This window comes from Rubellimicrobium rubrum (assembly GCF_006152115.1).
Lineage (GTDB): Bacteria > Pseudomonadota > Alphaproteobacteria > Rhodobacterales > Rhodobacteraceae > Rubellimicrobium > Rubellimicrobium rubrum.
Map to the genome: position 1 here is coordinate 1 of NZ_VDFU01000040.1, position 23,616 is coordinate 23,616.

At 68.4% G+C, this 23,616-nt stretch carries 25 protein-coding genes; 17 read left to right on the forward strand and 8 right to left on the reverse strand.

Annotation, left to right across the window (positions count from 1 at the left end; translation table 11 throughout):
* Nucleotides 1-337: 337 nt before the first annotated feature.
* Entirely contained in the window at nucleotides 338-628 is a 291-nt protein-coding gene (locus tag FHG66_RS19315) for a hypothetical protein (protein WP_425471766.1), read from the reverse strand.
* Nucleotides 629-845: 217 nt separating this feature from the next.
* Here FHG66_RS19315 and FHG66_RS21740 point away from each other — a divergent pair, with 217 nt between their 5' ends.
* The 14 genes from FHG66_RS21740 to FHG66_RS19385 all read left to right on the forward strand — a co-directional run bounded on the left by FHG66_RS21740 (nucleotide 846) and on the right by FHG66_RS19385 (nucleotide 12,411).
* Nucleotides 846-1,166 carry a hypothetical protein gene (locus FHG66_RS21740; RefSeq protein ID WP_176556350.1) on the forward strand — a complete coding sequence of 107 codons (321 nt, stop codon included), beginning with the start codon at nucleotides 846-848 and terminating at the stop codon, nucleotides 1,164-1,166.
* 64 nt (nucleotides 1,167-1,230) lie between these two features.
* Nucleotides 1,231-1,845, forward strand: coding sequence for a lytic transglycosylase domain-containing protein (locus FHG66_RS19330; protein WP_246082689.1), 615 nt, complete (start codon nucleotides 1,231-1,233; stop codon nucleotides 1,843-1,845).
* On the forward strand, nucleotides 1,842-2,132 hold the full coding sequence (locus FHG66_RS19335) for a TrbC/VirB2 family protein (RefSeq protein WP_139078692.1): 291 nt from the start codon (nucleotides 1,842-1,844) through the stop codon (nucleotides 2,130-2,132). Before FHG66_RS19330 ends, FHG66_RS19335 begins: the two co-directional genes overlap by 4 nt.
* Nucleotides 2,133-2,143: 11 nt before the next feature.
* Entirely contained in the window at nucleotides 2,144-2,422 is a 279-nt protein-coding gene (locus tag FHG66_RS19340; RefSeq protein WP_139078693.1) for a VirB3 family type IV secretion system protein, read from the forward strand.
* A gap of 101 nt (nucleotides 2,423-2,523) precedes the next feature.
* The gene (locus tag FHG66_RS19345) at nucleotides 2,524-4,848 is read left to right on the forward strand and encodes a VirB4 family type IV secretion/conjugal transfer ATPase (protein WP_139078709.1); all 2,325 of its coding nucleotides are present in this window, start codon (nucleotides 2,524-2,526) and stop codon (nucleotides 4,846-4,848) included.
* Nucleotide 4,849: 1 nt separating this feature from the next.
* A complete protein-coding gene (locus FHG66_RS21745) occupies nucleotides 4,850-5,011 on the forward strand; it encodes a hypothetical protein (protein WP_176556351.1) in 162 nt (53 codons plus the stop codon).
* Nucleotides 5,004-6,188: a lytic transglycosylase domain-containing protein gene (locus FHG66_RS19350; RefSeq protein ID WP_139078694.1), complete on the forward strand. Its 1,185-nt coding sequence runs from the start codon at nucleotides 5,004-5,006 to the stop codon at nucleotides 6,186-6,188. The genes FHG66_RS21745 and FHG66_RS19350 overlap by 8 nt, the downstream gene beginning before the upstream one ends.
* On the forward strand, nucleotides 6,185-7,009 hold the full coding sequence (locus FHG66_RS19355) for a type IV secretion system protein (RefSeq protein ID WP_139078695.1): 825 nt from the start codon (nucleotides 6,185-6,187) through the stop codon (nucleotides 7,007-7,009). The genes FHG66_RS19350 and FHG66_RS19355 overlap by 4 nt, the downstream gene beginning before the upstream one ends.
* Before the next feature lie 14 nt (nucleotides 7,010-7,023).
* The gene (locus tag FHG66_RS19360) at nucleotides 7,024-7,668 is read left to right on the forward strand and encodes a VirB8 family type IV secretion system protein (RefSeq protein ID WP_139078710.1); all 645 of its coding nucleotides are present in this window, start codon (nucleotides 7,024-7,026) and stop codon (nucleotides 7,666-7,668) included.
* Entirely contained in the window at nucleotides 7,669-8,373 is a 705-nt protein-coding gene (locus FHG66_RS19365; protein ID WP_139078696.1) for a TrbG/VirB9 family P-type conjugative transfer protein, read from the forward strand.
* Nucleotides 8,370-9,770 carry a TraB/TrbI/VirB10 family type IV secretion system protein gene (locus FHG66_RS19370; RefSeq protein ID WP_246082691.1) on the forward strand — a complete coding sequence of 467 codons (1,401 nt, stop codon included), beginning with the start codon at nucleotides 8,370-8,372 and terminating at the stop codon, nucleotides 9,768-9,770. The genes FHG66_RS19365 and FHG66_RS19370 overlap by 4 nt, the downstream gene beginning before the upstream one ends.
* Before the next feature lie 2 nt (nucleotides 9,771-9,772).
* Nucleotides 9,773-10,828, forward strand: coding sequence for an ATPase, T2SS/T4P/T4SS family (locus FHG66_RS19375; RefSeq protein WP_139078697.1), 1,056 nt, complete (start codon nucleotides 9,773-9,775; stop codon nucleotides 10,826-10,828).
* The gene (locus tag FHG66_RS19380; protein WP_139078698.1) at nucleotides 10,825-11,289 is read left to right on the forward strand and encodes a hypothetical protein; all 465 of its coding nucleotides are present in this window, start codon (nucleotides 10,825-10,827) and stop codon (nucleotides 11,287-11,289) included. Before FHG66_RS19375 ends, FHG66_RS19380 begins: the two co-directional genes overlap by 4 nt.
* A gap of 9 nt (nucleotides 11,290-11,298) precedes the next feature.
* On the forward strand, nucleotides 11,299-12,411 hold the full coding sequence (locus FHG66_RS19385; protein ID WP_139078699.1) for a TrbL/VirB6 family protein: 1,113 nt from the start codon (nucleotides 11,299-11,301) through the stop codon (nucleotides 12,409-12,411).
* Between the two features lie 95 nt (nucleotides 12,412-12,506).
* Here FHG66_RS19385 and FHG66_RS19390 read toward each other — a convergent pair whose 3' ends face one another.
* From FHG66_RS19390 to FHG66_RS19400, 3 genes are read right to left on the reverse strand one after another with little or no spacing between them, the layout of a single operon-like run.
* Nucleotides 12,507-14,537, reverse strand: coding sequence for a type IV secretory system conjugative DNA transfer family protein (locus FHG66_RS19390; protein ID WP_139078700.1), 2,031 nt, complete (start codon nucleotides 14,535-14,537; stop codon nucleotides 12,507-12,509).
* Nucleotides 14,530-16,356 carry a relaxase/mobilization nuclease domain-containing protein gene (locus tag FHG66_RS19395; RefSeq protein WP_139078701.1) on the reverse strand — a complete coding sequence of 609 codons (1,827 nt, stop codon included), beginning with the start codon at nucleotides 16,354-16,356 and terminating at the stop codon, nucleotides 14,530-14,532. Before FHG66_RS19395 ends, FHG66_RS19390 begins: the two co-directional genes overlap by 8 nt.
* Before the next feature lie 44 nt (nucleotides 16,357-16,400).
* Nucleotides 16,401-16,970, reverse strand: coding sequence for a helix-turn-helix domain-containing protein (locus tag FHG66_RS19400; protein WP_139078702.1), 570 nt, complete (start codon nucleotides 16,968-16,970; stop codon nucleotides 16,401-16,403).
* A 711-nt stretch (nucleotides 16,971-17,681) separates the two neighbouring features.
* On the opposite strand from FHG66_RS19400, the gene FHG66_RS19405 reads away from it, so the two are divergent.
* The 3 genes from FHG66_RS19405 to FHG66_RS19415 all read left to right on the forward strand — a co-directional run bounded on the left by FHG66_RS19405 (nucleotide 17,682) and on the right by FHG66_RS19415 (nucleotide 19,813).
* Entirely contained in the window at nucleotides 17,682-18,413 is a 732-nt protein-coding gene (locus tag FHG66_RS19405; RefSeq protein ID WP_139078703.1) for a ParA family protein, read from the forward strand.
* A gap of 2 nt (nucleotides 18,414-18,415) precedes the next feature.
* The gene (locus FHG66_RS21750) at nucleotides 18,416-19,117 is read left to right on the forward strand and encodes a hypothetical protein (RefSeq protein ID WP_176556352.1); all 702 of its coding nucleotides are present in this window, start codon (nucleotides 18,416-18,418) and stop codon (nucleotides 19,115-19,117) included.
* A 492-nt stretch (nucleotides 19,118-19,609) separates the two neighbouring features.
* Nucleotides 19,610-19,813, forward strand: a complete 204-nt coding sequence (locus tag FHG66_RS19415; protein WP_139078704.1) for a hypothetical protein — start codon at nucleotides 19,610-19,612, stop codon at nucleotides 19,811-19,813.
* A gap of 67 nt (nucleotides 19,814-19,880) precedes the next feature.
* Here FHG66_RS19415 and FHG66_RS19420 read toward each other — a convergent pair whose 3' ends face one another.
* The 4 genes from FHG66_RS19420 to FHG66_RS19435 form a co-directional block, all read right to left on the reverse strand.
* A complete protein-coding gene (locus tag FHG66_RS19420; protein WP_139078705.1) occupies nucleotides 19,881-20,210 on the reverse strand; it encodes a single-stranded DNA-binding protein in 330 nt (109 codons plus the stop codon).
* A gap of 162 nt (nucleotides 20,211-20,372) precedes the next feature.
* Nucleotides 20,373-20,693 (reverse strand): zinc finger domain-containing protein, encoded by a 321-nt coding sequence (locus FHG66_RS19425; protein ID WP_246082692.1) that lies wholly within the window; start codon nucleotides 20,691-20,693, stop codon nucleotides 20,373-20,375.
* Between the two features lie 139 nt (nucleotides 20,694-20,832).
* Nucleotides 20,833-22,638 (reverse strand): ParB/RepB/Spo0J family partition protein, encoded by a 1,806-nt coding sequence (locus tag FHG66_RS19430; protein ID WP_176556353.1) that lies wholly within the window; start codon nucleotides 22,636-22,638, stop codon nucleotides 20,833-20,835.
* 69 nt (nucleotides 22,639-22,707) lie between these two features.
* Nucleotides 22,708-23,094, reverse strand: coding sequence for a DUF3768 domain-containing protein (locus tag FHG66_RS19435; protein WP_139078707.1), 387 nt, complete (start codon nucleotides 23,092-23,094; stop codon nucleotides 22,708-22,710).
* Between the last annotated feature and the right edge of the window lie 522 nt (nucleotides 23,095-23,616).

A 23,616-nucleotide genomic window follows, 5' to 3' on the forward strand; every position in this document is an offset into this window, starting at 1 on the left:
GGACCGGCGGCCGTGCCGCCAGGACGACCATGCGCCAGGCGGGCGGCAGCTGTTACACCATGTCACCCGCATGGGCGGAGACGCGCCCTGTCAGCGCGGCTCCGGAGCCGGCCGGACCCTGGCCGGACGGCTCTAGAGCCCGGCCCCGCTCAGGGGCGACGCCAACACCAAGCCAGAGGTCAGGAGCAACACGACGCACGTGATAGAAAGTGGATGATAGAAGACCGAAGGCGGAACGCACACGACGCGGGATGAAGGACCGAAACAAAAGTCCCGCAGGAAGCAGGCAGCCAAGGCGGAGCCGTTTGACCTCAGACGAGGGCCGAACCGAAGCTCCTCAGTCGGCGATCTCGAGGGACCGCGAGCGTAGTGTCAGCGCCCGGAGCCGTCCGTACTCCTGGGTAACCTCCTGGCCCTCCTCGAAGACCCGGGCGCGCTCCGCGTCGAGGCACCGTAGGTAAGCGTCAAAGTCCTCAATGTAGGCCTCGAAGTCCTGGCGCAGCAGGTCTGCATAGGCTCGCACGTCACGGGGATCGCTAGGCAAGAAGGGCCGGATCGGTGGGATGCAGCCGACCGGCTGGGCCACACAGGGCAGTCCGGTCACCAGGCCTGCAAGGAGCGCGGACACGCATGACATTCTAGTGATCACGTGTAACACCTTGTCCAGACTCTCCTTTCGGCAGCGTAGGTGCGGGCGGAGGCCGAGTTCCCGTCATAGTTGCAGAAAATCATTGCAACAAGAGTATACGACCGTATAGTCGTCTCCAGAGCACCGGAGGCAGGCATATACGGTCACGGATCGAAGGACCGTAGATCGCATTATGCCAGAATTAGGGCCCGAGGTAGTGAGCGAAGAAGGTCTGCGCGATCTTTTGGGACTCGGCTATCAAGCAGTAGTCGTTTGCCTGGAGACGCCCAGCTGGAAGCAAAGAGTCTGGTATGGGCTTTGGGTCATTCGCTGCGTTTCCTTGGACGGGAAGTCCGACCGGATCCTGGTCACCGTTCGGCGCAGCAAGGACGATGGCGACAAGCCTCGGACCTTCCGGACGGTCAACGGCGTCTTCAACTTCCTCCATACTCTGGGCTTCCGCACCATCACCATTCCCATGGAGCAAGGGGGCAGCGTGGCCCACAACCTCGCGCATCACGGGGCGACGCTGGCTTAGGGTCGGAGGCCTGGTCCTCGTCCTGGCGTTTGGCGGGGCGCCGGGCCAGGCCACGGCCGACGGCTTGGTCCTGGTCATGGGCCCCGACGGCAACCTGCAGCCCAACCAGGAAGGCAGCAGCGGGTTTTCCCGACATTATGGGGATGCTGCCGGCAGTCCGGCCCGCAGTCTTCTCCTGTTTGGCCGTGAGGACAAGGGAGCTCCCCCGGCGACAGAGGTCAGCGCGGCTGCTCCTCAACGTCGTGCGGCAGCCCCCGAGATCTTGGCCGAGATCGAGGCCACAGCTCTGCGCTATGCCGGACATGGGGCGCTCCGGCAGGCGGGCCTGGGCGTCTCCGACTGGCTGCTGCTCTACCAGGCCAATATCGAGGTCGAGAGCGGCTACAACCCGCAGGCGCGCAGCCCCGTGGGCGCGATCGGCCTGGGCCAGCTCATGCCGGCCACGGCCTCGCGCTTGGAGGTCGATCCCCGCGACTGGCGGCAGAACCTCGATGGATCGGCGCGCTATTTGCTGATGCAATTGGAGCGGTTCGGCTCCCCTGAATTAGCGCTCGCGGCGTATAATGCCGGCCCCGAAGCCGTGACGCAATACGGCGGAATTCCACCTTACGAGGAAACACAAGGGCACGTTCGAAAGGTGCTCGCAATTGCAGCCCGGCTCAGAGGAGAGATCGGATGACGAAAAGACATAAGCATAACCTTGCAGTCGTTTTGGCGGGCTTGGCCGTGGCCGGCCCGGCTCGGGCCCAGGAGATCGACCTGTCGCCCGTGCAGAACGTCCTGCAAGGCATCGTGGACGCGCTGACGGGCCCGCTCGGACTGGTCCTGGGCACGCTGGCGCTGATCGGCGTCTTCGTGACGTGGCTCCTGGGGTATATCGACTTCCAGCGCGCCCTGTACGTCGTCGTTGCCGTCGTGGGCGTCGCCGCTGCGCCGACCATCGTCGGCGCGATTTTCGGCGCCTGACGGCCCGGACGATGGCGGAGCAGACGCGGCTCTTCCTCGGCCTGATCCGGCCCCCGAAGCTCTTCGGGCTCCCGATCATGTACGCGGTGGTGTGGCTGTTCGGGTCAGCCCTGCTGTTCCTATGGGTCCAGCATTGGATTGTCGCGGTGATGGCTCTGCTGGCCTACCCGGCGACCTGGAAGGCAGCCGATTGGGATCCGCACGTCCTCGACGTCATGGCCACCGTCCTGCAGCACACGCCGCCCACTCTGATCCGCTCGGAGGACGGGGGCACCCACTACGCCCCCTGACCCCAGCCCCCGCGGAGCCTCGGATGTTTCAGCGCAAGATCCCAACACTGCCTCAGAGGTCCGCCAGCGTGGACCCAGCCCGCGCGACCCTTTGGGACGCGATGCGGCCCAAGCCCCGGCGCGGCGACCGGCAGCTGGCGCGAATGCTGCCCTATGTCAGCCTGGTCGACGACGTCACCGTGCGGACGCGCGGCAACGAGCTTTTTCAGTGCGTCCGCCTGGGCGGCGTCAACAGCGGCACGGTCGAGGACGAGCATCTCGACCGCACCAAGCGCCTCTTCGCTCAGGTCCTGGCTCAGGTCGGCACCGGCTACGCCGTCTATGTCCACAAGGTCTCAAAGGCGGTCCGCCACGAGCTGCGCCCCATGGAGGGGGCGGACTTCGCCGCTGCCGTCGACGGACGCTGGCGGACGCACCTCGATCGCCTCGGGCTGCGGGATCGGGCCCTCACGCTCACGGTGATGAAGCGACCGGCTCTCGGCTCCAAGGTCCCCTTCTTCTCGGCAAAGTCGGCCGAAACCCTGAAGCACGAGACGGCCCTGGCGCTGCGCAAGCTGAACGAGGTGGTGGGCTTCATCCTGTCGAGCTTTGGCGAGATGCGGCCGCGGCGCCTCACGGCCTCTAGCGGCGAGCTCCTGGGCTTCCTGGGCGCGCTCAACACCGGACAGGAGCATCCGATCGCGCCTGGCTCGCGGTATGGGTTCCTGGCCGAGGACGTGGCGAACACGCGGGTCACCTTCAAGGGCGCCCGCTTCGTGCTCTCGGAAGGCCTCGTCGGTCATCGGTACGGGACCACCTTCGCCATCAAGACCTATCCGGCCACGACCGAAGTGGGCTTGTTCGACGGCCTCAACCTGCCCGTCGACATGGTGGTGACCCACAGCTTCACGCCCATCAACTCGAACCTCATGGCCGAGCGCATCAAGCGCCAGAAGCGGCTCATGCGCGCCAGCCAGGACGGCGCGACCTCGCTGCTCCTGGAGCTCGACGAGGCGCACGACGACTTGGAGGCCCGGCGGCTGATCTTCGGCGACCACCACATGACGGTGACGCTTGTCTCGCCGAGCCTCGCGGAGCTGGACGAGCTGGCGAGCGAGGTGCGCAACATCGCCGCCAGCCGAGGTGTCATGCTGGTCAACGAGGCCTTTGCGGCGCAGACCCACTACTTCGCGCAAGCGCCTGGCAACGCCCTGATGCGGAGTCGCAAGGCCGCCATCACCAACCGCAACTTCGCCGACCTCGCGGCCTTCCACCGGACGCCCCTGGGCAAGCCGGCACGGGAGACGCCCTGGGGCACCCCGCTCACCATGTTTCCCACGCCCGAGCGGTCGGGGTTCTGGTTCAGCTGTCACGAAGGAGGCGCGCCGTCGCGCGAGCCCACGAGCGGGCATACCCTGATCCTGGGACGCTCCGGATCGGGTAAGTCGGTGCTCGCGGCCTTTCTGATGACCATGGCTCGGCGGGCCGAGGCGCGGATCGTCGTCTTCGACTACCGCGGCGGCATGGAGATGGCGGTGCGGGCGCTCGGCGGCTCCTACGCCGCGATCAAGGCGGGCCAGCCCACGAGCCTGAACCCTCTGTGGCTGGAGACCGACGAGCGCGGGCAGGCCTGGCTCGCCGACTGGCTGGTGGCGCTCCTGAGCCGCGAGGGCCGGCCGCTCTCGCCCGTGCAGACGAACCGCATCACCGAAGTCGTCCGGCAGAACGCAGAGGCCCCACCCCATTTGCGCAACTGGACGGACCTTGCCTCGCTCTTTGCCTCGGCCGACGACGGCGGCGACCTTCACGAGCGCATCCAGGAATGGACCGAGACCGGGCGCTATGGCTGGATCTTCGGCCAGACCCGGGCCGACACCTTCTCGCTCGAGGGCGAGGTCGTGGGCTTCGACCTCACCGGCATCCTCGACAGCGAAAGCGAACGGGAGCGCATGGCCGTTCTCTCCTACCTGTTCCGGCGCGTCGAGCGCCTGATCGAGGACCGCCGGCCCACGGTGATCGTCGTCGACGAGGCCTGGAAGGCCCTCGACACCAGCTACTTCGCCGAGCGCCTGTCCAACTGGCTCGTCACCGCCCGCAAGCAGAACGCCGCCGTGGTGATGATGACCCAGTACGCGAGCCAGCTCGAGCGCACCCGGACGGGTCGGACCATCGTGGAGGCGGTGCCGACCCAGGTGCTGCTGCCCAACCTCCGGGCCCGCGCCTCCGACTACGAGATGCTGGGGCTGAACGACAAGGAACTGGCTTTGCTCTTGGAAACCGGTCCTGGCGCGCGGCTGGGGCTGGTGCGCGATGACCGGGGCTCCACCCTGATCGACGCCGACCTGTCGGCCTTGGGACCCCTCCTCACGGTCCTGGGCGGGCTGGACAAGGGGGAGTCCCTCGCGGGCCCCGATTGGCGGACGCGACGCGACTTCTGGAGGCTATGAGATGCGGGCCTGGCAAATCCTGGCGCTGACGCTGGCCGCCCTCGGGCTGGTCGGGTGCACCACCGCGCAAGGCCCGACGGCCACCTGCTTCAACCTCATCGAGGGCGAGCCCTGCAGCTTCATGCCGGTCCCCGGCGACGCGCGGCCGGAACCCGATGCATAGGGATCTGGCCTTCCTTGCGCTCGGACTCGCGCTCCTGAGCCCCACCGGGAGCGAGGCCGGGCTGCTGGATGGCTTGTTCGGGGGTCTGTTCGGAGGCGGGGCCGTCCACGACGAGGGCCTGGAGCTGCGCGAGGCGGCCCTGATCGGCCAGAAGGACGAGGACTTGGCGCTCCAGGCCGATCGTCTGTCGGGCGAAGCCGACGCTTTGCAGGTCGAGCGGGAGCAGCTCGCCGCCCTCGACCGCATCCTCGCCTCCGTTCGGGCCGGGCCAGACTCAGGCACGCCGCTCGCCGTTGAGGAGTTGGAGGGCGACGGTGCCACGCCTGTCTCCGCCGGTGTTCTCTACGGCCCTGAGGACCCGAACCCCGCCGCCGCGCGGCTTTTCGGGGACGCCAACGTCACTGTCGAAGAGCTCATCATCCAGGTCGCCAAGGACACGGCAAATTATCCGGGAGTGAGCGCGGCGGGGCTCTCGCCCGTGCAGTGGCGCTGTCTTCTGCAGGCGCTGATATGGCAGGAAAGCCGGTTTCAGGTGGGCGCGCGTTCCCCGGCCGCGGCCTTCGGGCTTACCCAGATCATCCCCGGCACGGCCCAGCAGCTCGGGATCTACCCCGAATACTACGAGGACCCCTACCTGCAAGTGGAAGGCGGCGCCCGCTACCTCAGCCAGCAGCTCCAGGCCTTCGACGGCAACATTGTCTTCGCGCTGGCGGCCTACAACGCCGGTCCCGGCGCCGTGCAGAAGTACGGAGGCGTGCCGCCCTTCGAGGAGACCCAGGGCTACGTCAAGGCGATCCCGGCCAAGTACAACAGCTACCTCGCAGCCGTGGGTGGCATCGATGCCCTGGGCACGATCGACCCAGCGCTCCTCGCAGGCGCGACGCTGTCGCTCACCGCTGATGCGGCTCTGGTCTACGCCGGGCACACTGAGGCGATGATCGCCGCGGCCGCCACGCGGCTCCGCGGCATCGTTCTTCGCATCCGGCAGACGGCGGATCCGGTGGAGGCCATGAGCCTGAACACCTACGCCCGCGCCGAGGTGGGGCGGCTTCTGGTGATGTCCCTTCGCCTGCAGGCCGTCCACACCAAGCCTCTCAGCGCCGAGCAGGTCGCCCTGGCCGCGAGCTATGCCGCCGAGCGCGACTACGCGGATTTCACCCTGGAGACCCTGGAATGAAGCGCCTCCTCCTCTCGACCGCCCTGGTGCTGGGTCTGTCTCCAAGCGCGCACGCCGCCATCCCGGTGATCGACCTCGGCTCCATCGCGCAACAGATCAAGCAGCTCGAGCAGATGCTGGAAGACTTCGGCATCCAGTCGGACCTCCTCGACAACGCGCTGGAGCAAATCGACACCCTGCAATCCCAACTGGACCAGCTCACGGCCACCTACGAGGCGCTGACCGGCGAACGCGACATCATCGACCTCCTCATGGGAGGCGAGCTCGACAACCTCATGGGCGGCAACTTCACCGACGTCGCGGCCTCCATACAGGCCGTGCAGAACGGCGACTGGTCGCAGCTCGTGGGTCCGAACGCCGGCCGCATGCGCGAGGAGATCGAGGGCGTGCTGGGTCAGGCGGGGTTTGACGCCGCAACCCTGGAGCGCATGGCGGCCGGCAATCCGTCCGGCGAGGGCCCGAGCGACCCCACCGACACGTCGGGCGACGGCGTGGGCACCGACGAGGAGGCGCAGCGGATCGCCACCCGCGCCACCACGGGCGCCACCATGTCGGCCGCGGCGCAGGTCAGCCACGAGAATGCCGGCCAGGCGGCCGAACGCCTCGAGACGCTGGTGGCCGCCATCCCGGAGCAGCCCGACCTCAAGGCCTCCATCGACCACAACACCCGCGTGACGGCGGAGATCGGCATCATCCTCCTCGAGATGCTGCGGCTTCAGTCGGTCGCCACCGTCGGCGCGGGTCAGGCGGGGGTCATCGACGCCGCCACCATCGCGGCCGAGCGCGAGTACGTCGATTTCACCCTGCCGGATCTGGAGTGACGGTCGTGGCGCAGATGAGCGACATCCTCGAGGAGGAGCTGATCTACGGCGCGAGGCGGCGCGAGCGCGTCTGGAAGGTCCTGGCCGGACTCGGCCTGACCTTCGGGGTCGTGGGGTGCCTGTCGGCAGCAGCCGTCGCGATCCTGGACGTGGACCCGGCCCCGGCCCTCGTCGCCTACGACCCCGACACTGGAATGGCCTTGCCCGAGGCCCGGGTCGGAACGGTCAGCCTCGATGAGCGGCCGGCGCTGATCCAATCGGAGGTCTTCCGCTACGTGACCGCCCGCGAGACCTACAACCAGCTCGACAACGACCTGCGGGTGCGCGGCGTGCTGGCCCAGAGCACGGGCGCGGCGGCGGACACGCTGCGCGCTCTCTGGACCAGCGGCCACGACGCCTACCCGCCGACCGCTTATGGCGACAACGCCCGGATCGAGGTCGAGGTGCTGAGCATCACGCTGGTCACCAACGACCGCGCCCAGGTGCGGCTCCGAAAGCGCCTGACCTCGCCCCAGGGGCCGACCACCGGGCTCTTCACCGTGACCCTCAAGTTCGCCTTCGCGCCGGAACAGGTGCGGCGCATCGACGGCGTGTGGACCAATCCGCTGGGCTTCCTTGTGCAGGACTACGCCATCACCTCGGACCGGTTGGAGGAGTAGATGGGCCGCTGGAATCATCGGACCGGAGCCGCCGTCCTTCTCGCGGTCGTCGCCTCCTCGGCGCTGGCCGAGGCCACACCCGGCCGGGGCCGGCATGACGAGCGGGTGCGCGTCGCGACGTATGTCGATGGCGAGGTCTATCGCCTGAACACCAGCCTCACCCACGTGACCAGCGTGGAGTTTGCCCCCGGCGAGACCATCACCTCCATCGTCGCCGGGGACACCGAGGGCTTCCTCTTCGACGGGGTGCCCGGCGGGCAGGCCTTCGCGGTCAAGCCGGTGATGTCGGGCGTCAGCACCAACATCAACGTCTATACGAACCTGCGCAGCTACTACTTCAACGTCGTGGAGTCGGGCGGGCCCACCTACTACGTCGTCCGTTTCACCTACCCAGGCGCGGCCTCCGCCGCCCCGAGGAACGCGGTCGTGCCGAGCGCGCCCACCTACCGCTACGGCGTGAGCGGCGAGGCCGAGTTCGCCCCCATAGCTGTCTCGGACGACGGCACCTTCACCTACGTCCAGTTCGCCCCGAACGCGCCCCTCCCCGCCATCCTGCGGGTCGGGCCCGAGGGCGGCGAGCGCACGGTCAACAGCACGACACAAGCGGGCGGGATCGTGCGCATCTCGGGCGTGAGCCAACGATGGGTCCTGCGCTTGGGCGAGCAGGTCGTCTGCATTCAGGCCTTGGCTCCGGAGGGCACATGAGCGACGAACCACAACTGGACCTGAGGGAACGGCTGGACGCGCTCGACCCCAGATCGCCCCACGCTCGCGGGCGCTCGACCGTTGGCACGACCCGGATCATCGCAGCCCTTTTGGGCCTCTCGGCGATCTGGGGCACGATCCTGGTCCTGAACCGGTCGCAGACGCCGGATCAAGCAATGGCAACGGCGGAGCCCGAAGAGTTTCAGACCGTCGGCAGCGGCTGGGAGCTTATGCCAACCCAGAAGGTCACGCCGGACCCCATCCCGGTGGCGGCGCAGCCCTCGCCTCCTCCGGCCACGCCGACCGGTCCGTCCGAGGCCGAGCTGGCGATGATGCAAACGCTCGCGGACCTGCGGGCGGAGTTGGACGCCATGCGAGAGGCGGCCGCCAATCGGGATCAGGAGCCGCGCCAGGATGCGGAGAGCGCCGCGCAGATCGAGCGGCTGAGCGCACAGATCACGGCCTTGACCGATCAGACCGAGGACATGCAGGACGCTTTGGAGGACGCCGAGCGGCTGGCCCGACAGCGGGAGCTGGAGGCCGAACGGCTCCGAGCCGAACTGCAGCTGGCCCAGTCCAGTCCGCCGTCGCTTGAGCCCCTGGGGCCATACGGCTCGGAAGCCCCTCCTGTCGCCTCGTCCGAGGCCGAGCGGCTGGCCGCTCTAGAGGCGCGCCGCGCGCAGGCTGAGGCCGACCGGCTGGCCCGCATCCGATCGCCCCTCGTAGCCTTTGGCGGATCGGGCGCCGCTCCAGCCAGCGCCGACGCCGCGCCGGACTTGGGGCCGAACGAGGAGTTCCTTCGGGCCGGAGCTCGCGCGGCCGACGTGGAGCAGGCTACCGTCATAGCCAACCCGTCGCACACCGTCATCCAGGGCACCGTGATCCAGGCAGCCCTGGAGACCGCCATCGACTCCGACCTGCCAGGTGCCATCCGTGCGGTCGTCTCCGAGGACGTACACAGCTACGACGGCACCCGCGTCCTGATCCCGCGCGGCTCCAAGCTCATCGGCCGCTACAACAGCCAGGTCGAAGCCACGCAGCGCCGCCTCATGGTCGCCTGGGACCGCATTATCACTCCGGACGGCCAATCGGTGACCATCGCGGCGTATGGCGCGGATGAGCTGGGCCGCTCGGGAACCGATGGGAGGATCGACCGCCGCCTGGGCACCCGCTTCGGCTCGGCGGCCCTGGTGTCGCTGATCTCCGCCCTGCCCTCGGCGGCGGCGGCCTCCGTGGACGACCCTTTGGCGGCCGAACTGGCGGAGGAGCTCGGTGGGGACGTGGAGGATGCAAGCCGCTCCGTTCTCGACGAGTACCTGTCGGTGGTGCCCACCATCTATGTCGACCAGGGCTCGCGCATCACGGTCATGGTCGACCGCGACCTGGAGCTCAGCTGACCATGGGCGAGCGCGAGACGGTGCTCTCCGACGCCCCGGCTCCGGCGGACTCCTACCTGGCGGCCTCGCTGCATCGCCTGGGGCCCGCCGTGCGGCGGGACGACGTGATCGAGATCGCCGTGAACCCGGATGGCTCCATCTGGGCGGAGTTCCAGGGCGACCATGCCATGTCGTCCCTGGGCGTGGCCCTGACCCCGGTGCAGGTGCGCGACTTCGCCCATCAGATCGCCTCGGCGGCCCGGACGCAGGTGTCCGACAAGAGGCCCATCATCAGCGTGTCGATCCTCTACGGCACTCGGCCGATCCGCGCGCAGGTCGTCATCGCGCCGGCCGTGGAGAAGGCCCCGTCGATCTCGCTCCGGTTTTTCGCGATCCGACCCTTGGCGGAGGTGGAGGTCGGCTGGCTCTACGACCGGCCCCAGAGCCTGGAGGCACGGCGGCGCGCGCGCAACGCGCAGCTGCAGGAGGTGGTGCGCTCCGGCGACATCGGCGCGGCCCTGGGTTTCTGCGTCCGCGAGCGGCTCAACCTGATCGTTTCGGGCGGCACCAACACCGGCAAAACCATGCTCCTGCGCAAGGTGTTGTCGCAGGTGCCGCCGTCCGACCGGCTCGTGACCATCGAAGAGGCGGCCGAGCTGCGCCCCGAGCAGCCGAACGTGGTGACGCTCCTCGCCAGCCGGGACGACCCTGCGCGCAGCGCCGACCTCCTGCTGACCTCAGCACTGCGGATGCGCCCCGACCGGATCATCCTGGGCGAGGTCCGGGGCGGGGAGGCCATGAGCTTTCTCGAGGCGATCAACACCGGCCACGGCGGCTCGATGACGACGCTGCACGCCGAGACGCCGCAGCTCGCGGTCAAGCGGCTCGCCATCGCCGCCTTGAAGGCGAACCTGCCCATGACCTATGCCGAGACCCTCGCCTACATTGAGTGCACCATCGACGTGATCGTGCAGGTGGGGCGCCACGAGAGCCGCCGCGGGGTCACGGAGTTTTACCTGCCAAGCCTCGCCTGTGCCGAAACCGGGTTGAGCGAGCACGCAAACGGAGGATTGAGATGAGCCCTTGCGCGTCCCTGGTCTTGGCGCTGGCCCTGTGCGGCCTTACGGCCCCGGTCGTGGCCCAGGACACGCCGTCCACCCCATCGACGGACGCAACCACCCCGGACACGTTTCGCGATCTGACGCCGCCCGAGGTCGCGAGGGAGAGCGAACCCCTGGTCTGCCCGGATCGGCCGCCGCGACCCGCCTGGGCCGAGAACCTGGACGGCTGGGAGGTGCAACGGAGCTTGCTGTTGAGCGCAATCTACGAAGCCCGCAGCTACGAAGCCATCGTGGCCACCGGCGACTGCTCCTGTACCAACCGTGCTCCGTCCTGGGACGAGGCCGATGCGGAGTATCAGGAGAACTACGCTGCCCTCGATCTTCAAGCGCAGACAGATGCTGAAAGCGAGTTCCGTCGTTTGAAGAATGATCTCCGCCGGGAAGCTCGCGCAATCTGCCGCGAGCAGGGTAACTGGTAAGGCAACGCCGTGGGCTTCGTCTCCTGGATGGTCGACTTCGCCGACAGCACCCTCGACGCCGCCGCGCAGTCGTCCTTCGCGGCCCTGGCCGGAGCCATGGGCGGCATCGTCGTGGTGGCCTCGACGCTTCTCATCGTCCTGCTGCTGGTCAGCTTCGCGCTGCAGACCCGTTCGATGGACGGTCGCACGGCTGTCCTGCTTCTGGTGCGCCTCGTGCTCATCAACGTCTTCGCACTGAATTGGGTGCAGTTCAACACGCTGGCCTCTGCTGTCACGGACGGTCTCGACCAGCTCGGCGGCGCCATGGTGCAGGCGGTGGGAGGCGGTGGCCCGGAAGGTACAGCGGGGTTTGCGCAAGCCTTCGACATCCTTCTGGACGAATTCGCTGAGTACCTGAACGCCGCCACCGAGGAGATGGGTTGGATGGGGGGCGCGATGATCACCGGCGTCGGCGCGCTGGCCATGGGCATCGTCGGCGCACTCGCCGGCGGCGTGCTGATCTTCGCCAAGATCATGCTGGCCCTCATGATCGGGCTCGCGCCGGTGATGATCGCCGCCTCGATCTTCGAGGCCACCAAGGACTACTTCCACCGATGGCTCTCGAGCCTCGTGGGCTACGCCATGTACCCCCTGGTTATCGCGGGGGTCATGTCGACGATCATCGCGATGGCGCGCAACATGATGGATCGCCTGGGCGACCCCTACGACGCGGGCAGCATCGGCGCCCTCCTGCCCTTCTTTGCTATGATCTTCATGGCCGCCGGCATGATCGTGGCAATCCCGCTGATCGTGCGGGCCCTGTCGGGCAATGTCGTCATGGCCAATGCGCCGAGCCTGCTGGGTGCGGCCGGAGGCGCGCTGTCCCAAGGCCGAGCCGGGGCGGCAGGGCTTTTCAACACCCGAGGATATCAGGCTCGCTACGCCTCCGGCCGGGCCAGCCCCGCGGAGATGGCAGGCGCGGGCGCGCGGCGTGTGCTCGACACCGCCACCGCCAGCCGGGGAACGGGCTACGCCCAGGCCAGTCAGGTGGCGCAGATGCTGGAGCGCAACAGGCGCCTGGATGCGATCCGGGCGGCCGACGGCGGCAAGTCCTCGAGTTCAGCCAGTCCGTCCAAGACCTGATCGCAGAACCGGGTCCTGGACTGTCTCCCATGCTCCGTCTGTCGTCGGACCGAGCCGCCGGAGCCATGTGTGGCCCCTGCCCTGCCTCCTGGCGCTCACAAGCTGCCGGCTGACCTGTGCCGAAGGGTGGAGGTCTCGGCCTGGGTCGCCAATGTCTTGCTGGAGTCGTCAGCTTGGCCAGCCTTGATCTCGCTGAGCCGCCCAACCCCCCGTCGTAGCTTGTCTCGATCCTCCTCTGCGACTTCGCCCGGCGTCAGCTGCGTGGCCGCGCGAGCGCGATCGGCGCTCTTGATCCGGGCACGTCGCACCGAGGGGGTCATGAGCTCGGGCGTCGAGGGGGTCGGAGGCGGGGGGACCGGAGCCGTCGGGCTGGTCTCCGCCCTTGTCTCCAGCGCCGCGATCCGGGCCTCCTGCTCCGCGATCTGGACTGCGTGCGCCTCGCTCGTCTGGTCGAGCTGCGCCATCTTGCTGACGGCTGGATCAGGATAGGGGTATGGTCCGGACTGAGCGGCATGGGTCGCCCGGAGTAATGGGTCTTCGTAGTACTTGATCCGCTTGGCGCGGATCGGGGACTGGGCATCGATGACCACGACCACGTCCTCCAGGCTCATGGTGCGCGCCTGGTCCTCCGATAGGAGCGGAGCATCTTCAGTGCGCTCGGTCAGCGTCCGGGATTTCAGGGTGTGGGGCCCCAAGGGGCGCGACCGGGAGATCACGCGCTTGGTGGTCCGGCCGGCGGACTGGCTCAGCTCCGCAACCGTCTTCTGATCCGACGGCGTCAGGTACAGCTTCACCCCAGCCCCGCCCTGCAGCGACAGCCGCGTGTTCTCGCCGTAGAGCTCATCAAGCGCCGGGATGGTCTGGGTCACGAGCGCCAGATGCGCGCCGTAGGAGCGCAGCGTCTTGATCGACTCCGCCACGATCGGCATCCGCCCGAGCCGGTCGAACTCGTCGAGGAGGATCATCACGGGCCAGGGCTCGTCAGGGCCGGGCTCCTTGGCCTGCAGCGAGGCGATGAGGTCCGAGAAGAAGAGCCGGATGAGCGGCGCGAGCGGTCGGACCATGTCGGGCGCGACCTCGAGGTAGATGGCGTGCGGCCGCTTGCGCAGGTCGCGGAATGAGAAGTCGGAGGCAGAGGTCGCCGCCGCGATGGCGCCGTTCGACCAGGTGTCGAGCCCCGAGGTCAGCAGCAGCGACAGATAGGAGGTCAGCGTGTCGTTGTTGATCGAGGCGAGCCCTTCGAAGATCAGCTTCACCGCCGGATGCCGCGCCTCCCGGCTGAGCTTGGCATAGGCCTTCTGCTTGTCGCTGCCCTCGGAGACGAGACGGTGGATGGCGCTCAGGGTGGGAGTGTCCCGCTCGAAGGCGAGCATCCCGGCGGCAACGAACAGGTTGATCCCACCTTGCAGAAGGCCGGACACGCGCTCGCTGTCCGACTGGAGGAAGAGCCCCGCCGTGAGCCGCAGCTCCATCATCTGCCGATCGGGGTTCTTCATCTCGTAGATGCGCTGCAACGGATTGTAGCGAAACGTGGGATGTCCGTCCCAATCCGCCGGGGCGAAGCGGATCACCCGGTCGCCGAGGGCCTTCCTGTGCCGAGAGGTCTCCAGGAAGTTCTCGCCCTTCACATCGAGCACCACCACCGATCCCTTGAAGGTGAGGAGGTTCGGGATCACGAACCCCACGCCCTTCCCCCGTCCCGTGGGCGCGACTAGCAGGGCGTGCGGGAAGGTCGTCGACGCCAAGTAAGGCCGGCGGCTCTTGGGCGGGCCCAGCTTGCCCAAGAGGAAGCCGCGGCCGGGGGCGCCGAGAAAGCCGTTGCGCTTCATCTGCGCTGGCGTCTGCCAGGTGGTTTGTCCGAACGAGGTGAGCTTCTCCTGGGCGGCCACGCCCGTCAGGGCGAGCCCCAGGAGCACAAAGCCCCCGATGATCGCCCCGGCGGTCAGGAACTCGGTCGGCGCCCGCTCCCGCAGCGCCGTCAGGTTCCGCGCCAGGAACAGGAAGTCAGGATCCTGGAGCGATCCCCCGAACTGGTACGTGAGATAGGCGCTGGCGATCGCATAGCCAAAGGCCGCGCCCAGAAGAGAAAACGACGTCCCGGCCGCGAGGACGCGGGACCTATCCATGGATTGGCCCTCGGTAGTTGGAGACCTGACGCAGGCGTTGCGCGTCGATCTGCGCGTCGCTGATCGCATCGATAAGGCGGGCGTGGATCGCCGGGCGCGGGGTCCCCTCCTGGCTCTCCGCGTAGGCCTTGGCCAGCAGGAGCTGATCCAGAGGATCCTCGGCCAGATCGGCCAGCACCTCCGTCTCCCCCTGCGCGAGGCGCTCGATCTGGTCAGGGGTCAGGCTGTGCTCGATCTCGTTGCGGAAGGCCTGCGCGTCCTCGCGGCGGACAAAGGCCGGGGTCGAGGCCCGCTCGTCGCGCAGGCGCAGCACGACGGCCTCCAGGGGATCTCCCCGATCCACGGCCGTGACGGATTGAGCGCCGTGACGCAGGACGCCAGCCGCCGTGAGCGAGTCAGTCACCTTGGCCTGGGTCTCCTCCAGCCGGTCGAGGGCCCGATCGAAGTCCTCCTCCTTCTCCGGGTCGAGACCCTGGGCCTGCGCCAAGACGCGGGCGTCCCGCGCCAGCCAGTGATGCTCAAGCGCGGCGCTGTCAGCGCCCACCTGGAGCCGGGCGAGAACTTCCGTGGCGGACAGGCCTGTTCCGTGCAGAGCCGCATCCAGGGTCGCCGTCACCTGAGGCGCATCCAAGCGCTCCAGCGCCGCCCGGTCGATGTTGGCGCGCGAGTAGAGCCCGTCGGGGCTGGGCGCCTCCCGCAGGGACGCCGAGTCCCGCCCGAGCGGGTTCATGTGCGAGACCGAGGCCAGCACCTCGTGGAGCTGCTGCTCCATGCGGGGCCGCTCGGCGGGAGCCGCCGCCGCGATCCGGCTCTCCACCGCCCTCACCCCCTGCGAGAACTCGCGCACCAGCGTGTCGAAGGAGTCTTGGTCGTCCGCCATGTAGAGACCTCCTTGTGGCAGGATGTGACCGCCGCGCGCGAGGATCGCGCCGGCTCGCAGGAGCGCGTTGCTGACCTCCTCGAACCCCGACCGGCTCGCCTCCACCGCGAGCTCCCGGTAGGTCGAGCGCGCCAGCGCGATGCGCTGGAGCGCCCGGTCGAGGTCGGAGCCCAGGCGCGGCCGCTCGACGGGGGCCCGGCCCTCCTCTCGGGCCCGTTGCACCTCGATGCTCCGGGGCGTGTAGGTGAGCACGCCCCGGTCGAGCCGACGGGCGGCCTGCAGGCGAAGGCCGTGGCGGTCGCCGTGCTCCACCATGGCCTCCCGAAAGGCCTGGTAGTTGAAGTGATGGCCACGCTTGAGAAAGAACACCTCGCCGTCCTTGCTCCGGCGGTTGAGCACGATGTGGGCGTGGGGGTGAGCACGGTCGGTATGGACCGCCACCAGGAAGTCGAAATGCGCGCCCTCGCCCTGGAAGAACTGCACGCACAGGTCGCGCGCCACCTCGCGCACATGCTCGGGCTTCGTGCCGATGGGGAACGAAATCAGCAGATGCGACGTGTGCCCGAGCTTCGGGTGACGCGTAGGATCCCACTGGTCAGCGAAGCGGCGGGTCACCGCCTTGATCTCGGCGGGCCCGAGCGCGCGGCGGCCGTCGAACTCGCCGCGCGAGTCCAGGATGAAGGCCGACTTGGTGGTGAGATAGTTGAGCTGACGGCCGAGCTCGGCGCGGCTGTGGCAGCCCCCCTTGCGGATGGCCTTGAAGATCGCCGGGCTGTGACCCCGGGCCGCCCGCGCCATCTGGGCCCGTCGGCCCGACAGGAGCGAGCCCTCCGGGGAGCCAGGCGACCCCCCTGCCCCACCGCCGGCGCGCCGCCCGCGGATGCGGCTCCAGCCATCGCCGAACAGCTCGGCCGCGGGAGAAAGCCTAGTCCGCCGCATGCGCGCCTCTCTCCTTCGAAGGACGACGCGAGGGGATCTCCGGTCTAGAGGTCATCCTCTCCCTCCCGCTGGAACACGGCCTGGGTGGCCAACGACAGCCGCGCCCGTCGACCTTGCGCGAGTTGCTGCATCTGATCGGCCGCGGCGAACACGACCTTCAACGCCTCCTGGACCTCGGCATGCGCTTGCGTGGTGTAGGGCAGCGGCTGACCCTGCCGTCGCGCCTCATTGCAGGCCCGGGCGATCTGGTTGACGTTGTTCCCGATCCGATTGATCGCCGCGCTCAGCGCCTGCACTGCCTCGAGCCGGTCGTCGTTGTCGGTGAACACGTCACCCACCACCCGCATCATGCGCTTCATGGCGTCCGACCGGCTCAGGCCGTGGCGGGCTATGACGGCGTCGAAGGCCCGCAGATCCTGGTCCGAGACCCACACCCCCAAGGTGCGCCCCGGAGGTCGGCCCACGGGCGGACCGCCCCGGTGCCGGGCCACGGTGCGCTCGATGGTCTTTCGGGAGACCCCAAAGCGGACTGCAAGAGCTTGGGCCGGAACTCCCGTCGCCCGGTCCTGAGCGATCTCGCGGCGCTGAGCCTCCGTGAGGCGTCGGTCGGCCATGATGCGACATTAAGGATTTCTATTACCCGCCAACCCTACCCTCAGCACGGGCCGTCGCGCAAGCAGAGGTTGTGCTGAGGGTAGTCCGTTTCGGGCGGGCCGGCAGGACCGCCTTGGCGCCGGAGGCGCCGCCCTTCGGAGGTCGGACCGCTCACATGGGAATTCCGCCACGCCAGTCCAACACGGGGATCGAGAGGGAAGCGGGGCACTCACGATCCGGAGGCACGGACCAAACGTACGGTGTCCCGGATCGATGATCCGTGACGGACCACTCGGGATCAGAAACGCACGATAGATGATCCGAAGTGGAATCCTCCTGGTAGAAGACTCAACGCATGTCGCACACCATCGACAGTCCGCAACACGAGACCAAAAGCTTGAAAATGCGCATCTCTGACGTGTCGCATGTAGTGTGTGATCTTCTATCCGAACTCTATGATAGAATATCGATGCTCCGTGACACTATACGAATGGTAGAGAGCCTACGACGCGCAACGTGAGACCAAAGGTCGGTTGCTCATGATCAACCATCGGAGATGGACGATCTGTGACCGGAAGTCCTGGGTCGGAGACACGAAGTGCATGGCCCAGGATCGAAGGCCCGAGACACGACGCGCCAGATCTGGGATCGATGAAAGAAGAATAAAGACCTCCGTGGCCAGTGGCCGCAAGCGAGAGGTCGCACCGTGAGGACAGGAAAGGCATCGAGCGATGGCAAACGATGACATGGTGGTGGTGGCGGCCGTGGCCCGGAAAGGCGGCTCGGGCAAGTCGTCCCTGATCAAGACCCTGGCCAGCGCGGCCCTGGCGGCTGGCAAGACCGCGCTCCTGATCGACACCGACGCCCAAGGCGACCTGACCCGCTGGTACGCCCGCGCCGTAAAGGAGGGCAACGCCCCCAAGGGCGCCGGTCTCGCCTCGGTCACCTCCACCCAGCAGCTCGAGGAGACGATCAATCGGGCCTACGAGGAGGGCGGCACGGATTTCGTGCTCATCGACACGGCTGGGGTCGGGGGCGATTGGGCCGACGACATTGCCATGCTGGCAGACCACCTCGTGACCCCCGTGGTGCTCTCGGTCACTGACTTCGAGGTCGGCACCCAGACGGTGGAGTGGTTCCGGCGCCTCCATGACCGGGTCGAGGATCCCAGCGACCTACCGCCCCATCACGTCGTCATCACGCAGTTTCCGGGCCAGACCAAGGCGACGAAGCGCGAGCTCGAACTGGTGGACGAGGCCGTCCGGTCCTTCCCCGTCATCAACAGCGTGATCCAGCGCCGCGCCGCCTATCGGGAGATGGATGCGCTCGGCTTTCTGGGTGAGATCATCCGAAGCCTGCAACAGAGCCCGAACCCGCTTCAGCGCAGCCAGGCGCGGCACTACCAGGAGGCCCTGATGGAAGCCACGGAGGTGCTCAACGACATCCTGGAAGCGAGGGCGTAACCATGGCGCGCTACAAGCTGAAGCCCGTTCTCGCGCGCGACCCCGAGTACTCGGGCGCCGTGACCATCGGCACGCGCCAGAGCGCCCCACCCGAGGAGGCGCCCGGTCCGGCCCTCCGCGACCAGGGCCTGAGCCCGGTCGTCGCGGACGCCCCGGTCACGGAGCCCGAGTCCGAGGCGCCTGCGGCCGAAACCCCACCGACCCCGGCCGCGCCCGACCCGGCCGCCTCGGAGACCACCCCGCTCGCAGGTGCCGAGCCGAGCCGGCCCCGACGCCGCGCCCCCAAGGTGACTCCGGCTCCCGAGCCAACCCCGATCCCGGAGGAAGACGCGGAGTCCGAGCCCAAGACCAACATGGTCCGTGTGGCGGTGAACGTGCGACCGCTGGCCCGTCAGGCCGAACGCATCAAGGCCACCGGGCTGCGTCCGCAGGACGTCCTCAAGGCGGCTTGGCGCACGGCGGTGGCCGGCTACACGGTCACCCCGAGCTACGTCGAGGCTCCGGCCGGCAAGAGGGCAGGGGGGGCCACGTTCCTCTACAACACCACCCTGACGGTGGAGCAGGAGCCCTTGGCGGCCTTGGCGCAAGCGAACGATCCCCTGGGGGTCAAGAGCGCGTGGTGGCTCATCCGGGGCCAGCTCGAGCCGACGTTCTGGGCCGCTCTGGACGACCTCCTGACACGGCTGGCCAAGCCGAAGCCCTAGCCTACCTCGCCGTCAGGATCGGTCGCCCATTTGAGAGACGGGCGGCCGGCGTCCGGACCAGAGGGGTAGGCAGATCGGCTCCAGGATCGACGGGCGTCCTTGGCATCCGGACGACCGCCGCCGCAACGCGTCTAATCCGACCAGGAGCCGATCCGTTCGACGGCTTCGCAGGGACAGACCAACTGCGGCACAGCTTTGACACGGGGCAGGGCAGGGGCCGCGAACAGCGCCGAGCGGCTGACCTTCGCGATCCTCCAAGCCAGGACCGGCATGGGGGGAAGGAGTTTCGACTTCCTTCCCCCCGAAGCGAAATAGACGGGGCCGTGTCCTCGGCTCACGCCTGTGGGCCGCACCACCCCCGTCGATTTCGCTTCCCCCCCATCCTCTCGTCGCTCGCCGCTTGGGCAGAGGGTCAGGCGCGCCTGACCCTCGCCCTCCAGTGTGAACCAAGCAGGGTCCGGCCGTCGCAGGTGTCAGCGACAGGTGGACCAGATGGCACGACGCAAGCCGAAGATCGGACGATTGATCCGCACCCTGACCAACCCAGACACGGGCGAGGTCGTGGGCTGGGTTTACCAGTGGGACAATGGGGAGGAGTCCCGGATCATGCGGACGAGCCTGCCCGCTGGACTGACCGCCGGGCCGGACCTGGCGGCGAAGGCTCAGGACCTGAGAGACCGTTGGGATCTGGCGTAGCCGCGACCGGTCCGAAGCGGCCCCGGTCCCACCGGCGAGCGGGCCCAAGGGGGCCCGCCGTTCGCCGTTAGATCGCGGCCTGTGCCTTGGCGGAGAGCAGGTCGAGGTCCTCGGCCGCCAACGTGACGCCGTAGACAGTCTGGCCGTCCTTGTCGTAGCGGGTCTGCCGGACAGTCCCGCGCGCATGAACCAGATCGCCGGGCTTGAGCGTGTCCCGCGCCCAGGCGATCACCCGGTCGTTGAAGAGCGTGACCTCGTTCCAGTAGGGGTTCGACTGAAACTGGCCGGTCTCGTCCTTGCGCCCGTAGTCGGCGGCAATGTCGACCCGCAGGGTCGGCCCAACCGCGCGAACCTTGCCCACGTGGCCAATGATCTGGAATTCGCTGAACGTCCGCATCCGGGAACCCTTTCCTGATCGCACACCCGATCCGAGCTTCTGCAGGGTTATACCCTTGTGGATTCATCGGCAACAATTGCAGGCCAAGGAGCGCCTGGATGGGAGCAAAAAGGCCGCCCTCGAAGGGGCGGCAGGTGCTTTCCCACCACTCGGGAAACGGGGTCAGTCGCGGACGCCGCCGGAGGGATCGACGAGCCACTGGCCGGGCGCGACGAAGGTGAGGCAGGCGCCCGTCCCATACCGCTCGAGAAAGGCGTGATCGGCCCGAAGGCAGCGCAGCGAGTGAAGATCCAGCGCTTGGTGCCCGGACGGCCGGACGCACCAGGCGCCCACGCCGGCCCCACAGGTGGGGCAGGGGACGGCCAGAACCGGATGCGCCCAGATCGTGAAGTCCAAAGCGGGCGGCGCATCGATCTGGAGACCGGACGGCCAAGGCGGACCACCGGACAGGAGGACGCGGGCGTCGAGCCAAGTGATGTCCAACCGCGTCCTCCAACCAGGGCTGCGCCGGAGGGCCAGGTGGCACACGGATAAGAACCTCTGAGGTATCGAAGGGGTCAGGTCGGCCATGAGGGGATCTCGCTCCAGAAGGGCAGGGCGCTCGCGCGCCCTGCCGGGGGTGTCAGGCCATGCCGTCGGGCCGCCACTTCGCGATCCGCACCGCTTGCGCCTCGGTGACGCCCCGGACCGTGCGGGGGTCGGCGAAGAGCTGCTCCAGCCGCTCGGCTTTCTCCCGCTTCTTGAGCTTGGCAAAGCTGGTAGCGGTCGGGTGCTCGGGCGCCAAGTCCAGAAGCTCGCACCACAGCGCGTCCAGAGTGGGCCCTCCCACGCGGGCGAAGAAGTTCTCGGCCGTGGGCGTCCAGACTTGGCGCAGGTCGGCTTTTGCCTCCTTATCTATCAGGCGGCCCAGCCCGTCGTCCTCCACGTCGAGGAGCGCTGCCAAGCCCCGCACGAGGTCGGCGCGAACCCCTTCGACTCCCTGCTTGCGGTAGGCCCGGAAGGCCTTGGCAAAGTCCGACGCCCACGGGCCCTTCGGCGTCTCCGGGGCAACGATCAGACGCTCGTCGAGGTGGTAGCCCGTCTCGGACAGGGGCTGGGTGCGTACCTCCGTGGTCCGAAGGCCAAAGGCGTGGCGGTATCCGAGACGGCCCGACAGTTGGAAGGCGAGAAGATCGAGAAGGAGGTCGGGATGGGCAAGGATGGCGGTCTGCCGGGCGCCCCGGGCCACCCGCTGCAGGTCCTCGGCCAACGCCGCGGAGACCGCGGGCTTCGGCGGCGGAGAGGAGGCGGAGCCATGACAGGACGGGGCCAGCACCCCCGCTGCCACGGCGACCTCGTAATCCTCGGGCCGCACGATCCCGTCGTGGACGCGCACCTCGCCGCGATGGTCCACCCGCAGGACGATACCGGCATGGGCCTTCTGCTCGGGCGTGTAGGCGCCTTCCGCCACCTCGGTCAGCGCGTCGAGCTCAGCCTGTCCCTCCTCGTCCAGCACGTCGCCGTTCGCCAGTTCGGCCAGCTTGTCATAGCGGGCAACCTGCTCGTCAGTCAGCTCGCCTGGAACAGGATAGAGCCGTCCCCCCTGCCACCGTTCAATCTCGTTCGGGGTCAGGTAGTCAGCCAAGCTGATCTCGGCCCAGGCCCACCCCTGGGCCGCCCGCCGGGCCTCAGCCTCGAAGGCCCGGTCGAGGGCGTCGGGGGTGTCGAACAGGTCCTCGTCGGTGAACAGGTCGCCACCCAGGCGGCCCCCGGCGGCCAGATAGGCGTCCCGGCCTACATAGATGGCGCGGCGGTCGCTCCCTCGGACGCTGTCGGGCTTGAGCCACCGCTTGATCTGCCAGTCGCTGACGGCGGTGCCGCGCACCCGCGCGAGGACCTCCAGGCTCACCCGCTCGTCGGTGCTGATGGTGAAGGCGGCGGCCTGGCCGAGGCTGATCTGGTCGTCGCGCACGCCCTGGATCACCGGCTCGGGGAGATGCGCCAGCGCCAAACGACGCTGTACGTGCTTGTCGGTTACGCCAAAGGCGAGGGCGATGGCGGGCACGGCGATGCCGCGCGCAGCCAGCGCCCCGTACTCACGGATTTCGTCGGCAGGGTGGGGCTGCTCGCGATGGTGGTTCTCGGTCGAGGCCCAGACGACGGCAGTGGCCTCATCGGGCGCGAGCCGCACGGGGATCACCTGAAATCGGGGGTCGTCCTGCAGGAGGGCGAAGGCGCGGAGCCGTCGGCCCCCGGCGACGATGCCGACGCGGCCTGTCTCGTCCCGGAGGCCTGCGAGGTTCTGGATCAAGCCCAGCTCACGGATGTTCTGGGCCAAGGTCTCCAGGCCCGGCTCGGACACGATCCGGCGGGGGTTAAGATGGGATAGGTAGAGATCGGCAAAGGGGATGAGGTCGGCTGACTCGGCGATGAGGCTCTGAGCGGTCATGGACGTGTTCCTTTCGGGGTTGAAGCGCAAAGGGGCAAGCGGGGCGCGCATTGGCGCCCCGCCCGGTCCTCACCACTCGTCGGGCAGCAGCAGCGTCAGGACGCGGTGGGTGCGGGCCAGGTCCTCGGGCACCTCGGAGCCGAAGCGGTACTCGGCATCATAGAGATCGATCTTCCAGTACAGCCGGACGGCGTGGCCCCCGTCCTCGATCTCGAAGGCACCGAAGTCGTGCCAGCCCTGGGGGTCGTTGTCCTCGGTGAAGTCCGCAAAGCGCATGACGGCCACCATGATCCGCTGCGCGGGACCCGTGCCCAGAGCTGCCACGCCCTGGGTCACGACGATCCGGCCCGGCACAGTGGGGTCCGCTCCAAAGCTCCGCCGGAAGCGGTCGTTCTGCTCCGCAATCGTGACGGCTTGGCGCGCCGCCTCCGCAATCTCGTTCAGGGGAAAGTCCATCAATCATCTCCGCGTGGTGGTTGCGCGGCGGTGTGGGTCTTGGTGCCTTTGCGCCGCCTTTGGGCGGAGCCGTCCTGGTCTGCTGTCTGAAACAGGCCCCGCATGTTTCGGACGGCAGAGCGGGGCGGGCGACAGCCCGGCCCGCGGCCCGGGGCTGGGCCGTCAGAGGGGGCGGAGGGGCCCGGTGGTGCGGCCCGCAGGCGCAGCCGAGGACACGGCGGGCCCTGGAGCCGACCGCAGCCTGCTGCGGGCGCTCGCCCCTTGACGGCCCGGCGCCGGGATGCGTGGCGGCATCACGAGACAGCGGAAGCGTCGCGTGGCCTCCCTCTGGCCGCGCGTCCGTCTCCCCCGGAGCCCGGCCCCTCCGGGACGGACTCGCCGCCTCACTCTCCCGCAGCAAGGGTCTGCCCCGCACATAAGCCACACGAGGCGCCGCCCTCACCTCGGGCCCGCGTCAGGGATCGTTCGTTAACAGCGGTGGTGGTCAAGGCTCTTGGTTCGACCCCATGGATCCTTGGAGGA

Bases quoted from the DNA above. Each gene is read 5' to 3' on its own strand.
- FHG66_RS19335 (WP_139078692.1), top strand. From the start codon at position 1,842: ATGACGAAAAGACATAAGCATAACCTTGCAGTCGTTTTGGCGGGCTTG.
- FHG66_RS19340 (WP_139078693.1), top strand. From the start codon at position 2,144: ATGGCGGAGCAGACGCGGCTCTTCCTCGGCCTGATCCGGCCCCCGAAG.
- FHG66_RS19345 (WP_139078709.1), top strand. From the start codon at position 2,524: ATGCGGCCCAAGCCCCGGCGCGGCGACCGGCAGCTGGCGCGAATGCTG.
- FHG66_RS21745 (WP_176556351.1), top strand. From the start codon at position 4,850: ATGCGGGCCTGGCAAATCCTGGCGCTGACGCTGGCCGCCCTCGGGCTG.
- FHG66_RS19350 (WP_139078694.1), top strand. From the start codon at position 5,004: ATGCATAGGGATCTGGCCTTCCTTGCGCTCGGACTCGCGCTCCTGAGC.
- FHG66_RS19355 (WP_139078695.1), top strand. From the start codon at position 6,185: ATGAAGCGCCTCCTCCTCTCGACCGCCCTGGTGCTGGGTCTGTCTCCA.
- FHG66_RS19360 (WP_139078710.1), top strand. From the start codon at position 7,024: ATGAGCGACATCCTCGAGGAGGAGCTGATCTACGGCGCGAGGCGGCGC.
- FHG66_RS19365 (WP_139078696.1), top strand. From the start codon at position 7,669: ATGGGCCGCTGGAATCATCGGACCGGAGCCGCCGTCCTTCTCGCGGTC.
- FHG66_RS19370 (WP_246082691.1), top strand. From the start codon at position 8,370: ATGAGCGACGAACCACAACTGGACCTGAGGGAACGGCTGGACGCGCTC.
- FHG66_RS19375 (WP_139078697.1), top strand. From the start codon at position 9,773: ATGGGCGAGCGCGAGACGGTGCTCTCCGACGCCCCGGCTCCGGCGGAC.
- FHG66_RS19380 (WP_139078698.1), top strand. From the start codon at position 10,825: ATGAGCCCTTGCGCGTCCCTGGTCTTGGCGCTGGCCCTGTGCGGCCTT.
- FHG66_RS19390 (WP_139078700.1), bottom strand. From the start codon at position 14,537: ATGGATAGGTCCCGCGTCCTCGCGGCCGGGACGTCGTTTTCTCTTCTG.
- FHG66_RS19395 (WP_139078701.1), bottom strand. From the start codon at position 16,356: ATGCGGCGGACTAGGCTTTCTCCCGCGGCCGAGCTGTTCGGCGATGGC.
- FHG66_RS19400 (WP_139078702.1), bottom strand. From the start codon at position 16,970: ATGGCCGACCGACGCCTCACGGAGGCTCAGCGCCGCGAGATCGCTCAG.
- FHG66_RS19405 (WP_139078703.1), top strand. From the start codon at position 17,682: ATGGCAAACGATGACATGGTGGTGGTGGCGGCCGTGGCCCGGAAAGGC.
- FHG66_RS21750 (WP_176556352.1), top strand. From the start codon at position 18,416: ATGGCGCGCTACAAGCTGAAGCCCGTTCTCGCGCGCGACCCCGAGTAC.
- FHG66_RS19415 (WP_139078704.1), top strand. From the start codon at position 19,610: ATGGCACGACGCAAGCCGAAGATCGGACGATTGATCCGCACCCTGACC.
- FHG66_RS19420 (WP_139078705.1), bottom strand. From the start codon at position 20,210: ATGCGGACGTTCAGCGAATTCCAGATCATTGGCCACGTGGGCAAGGTT.
- FHG66_RS19430 (WP_176556353.1), bottom strand. From the start codon at position 22,638: ATGACCGCTCAGAGCCTCATCGCCGAGTCAGCCGACCTCATCCCCTTT.
- FHG66_RS19435 (WP_139078707.1), bottom strand. From the start codon at position 23,094: ATGGACTTTCCCCTGAACGAGATTGCGGAGGCGGCGCGCCAAGCCGTC.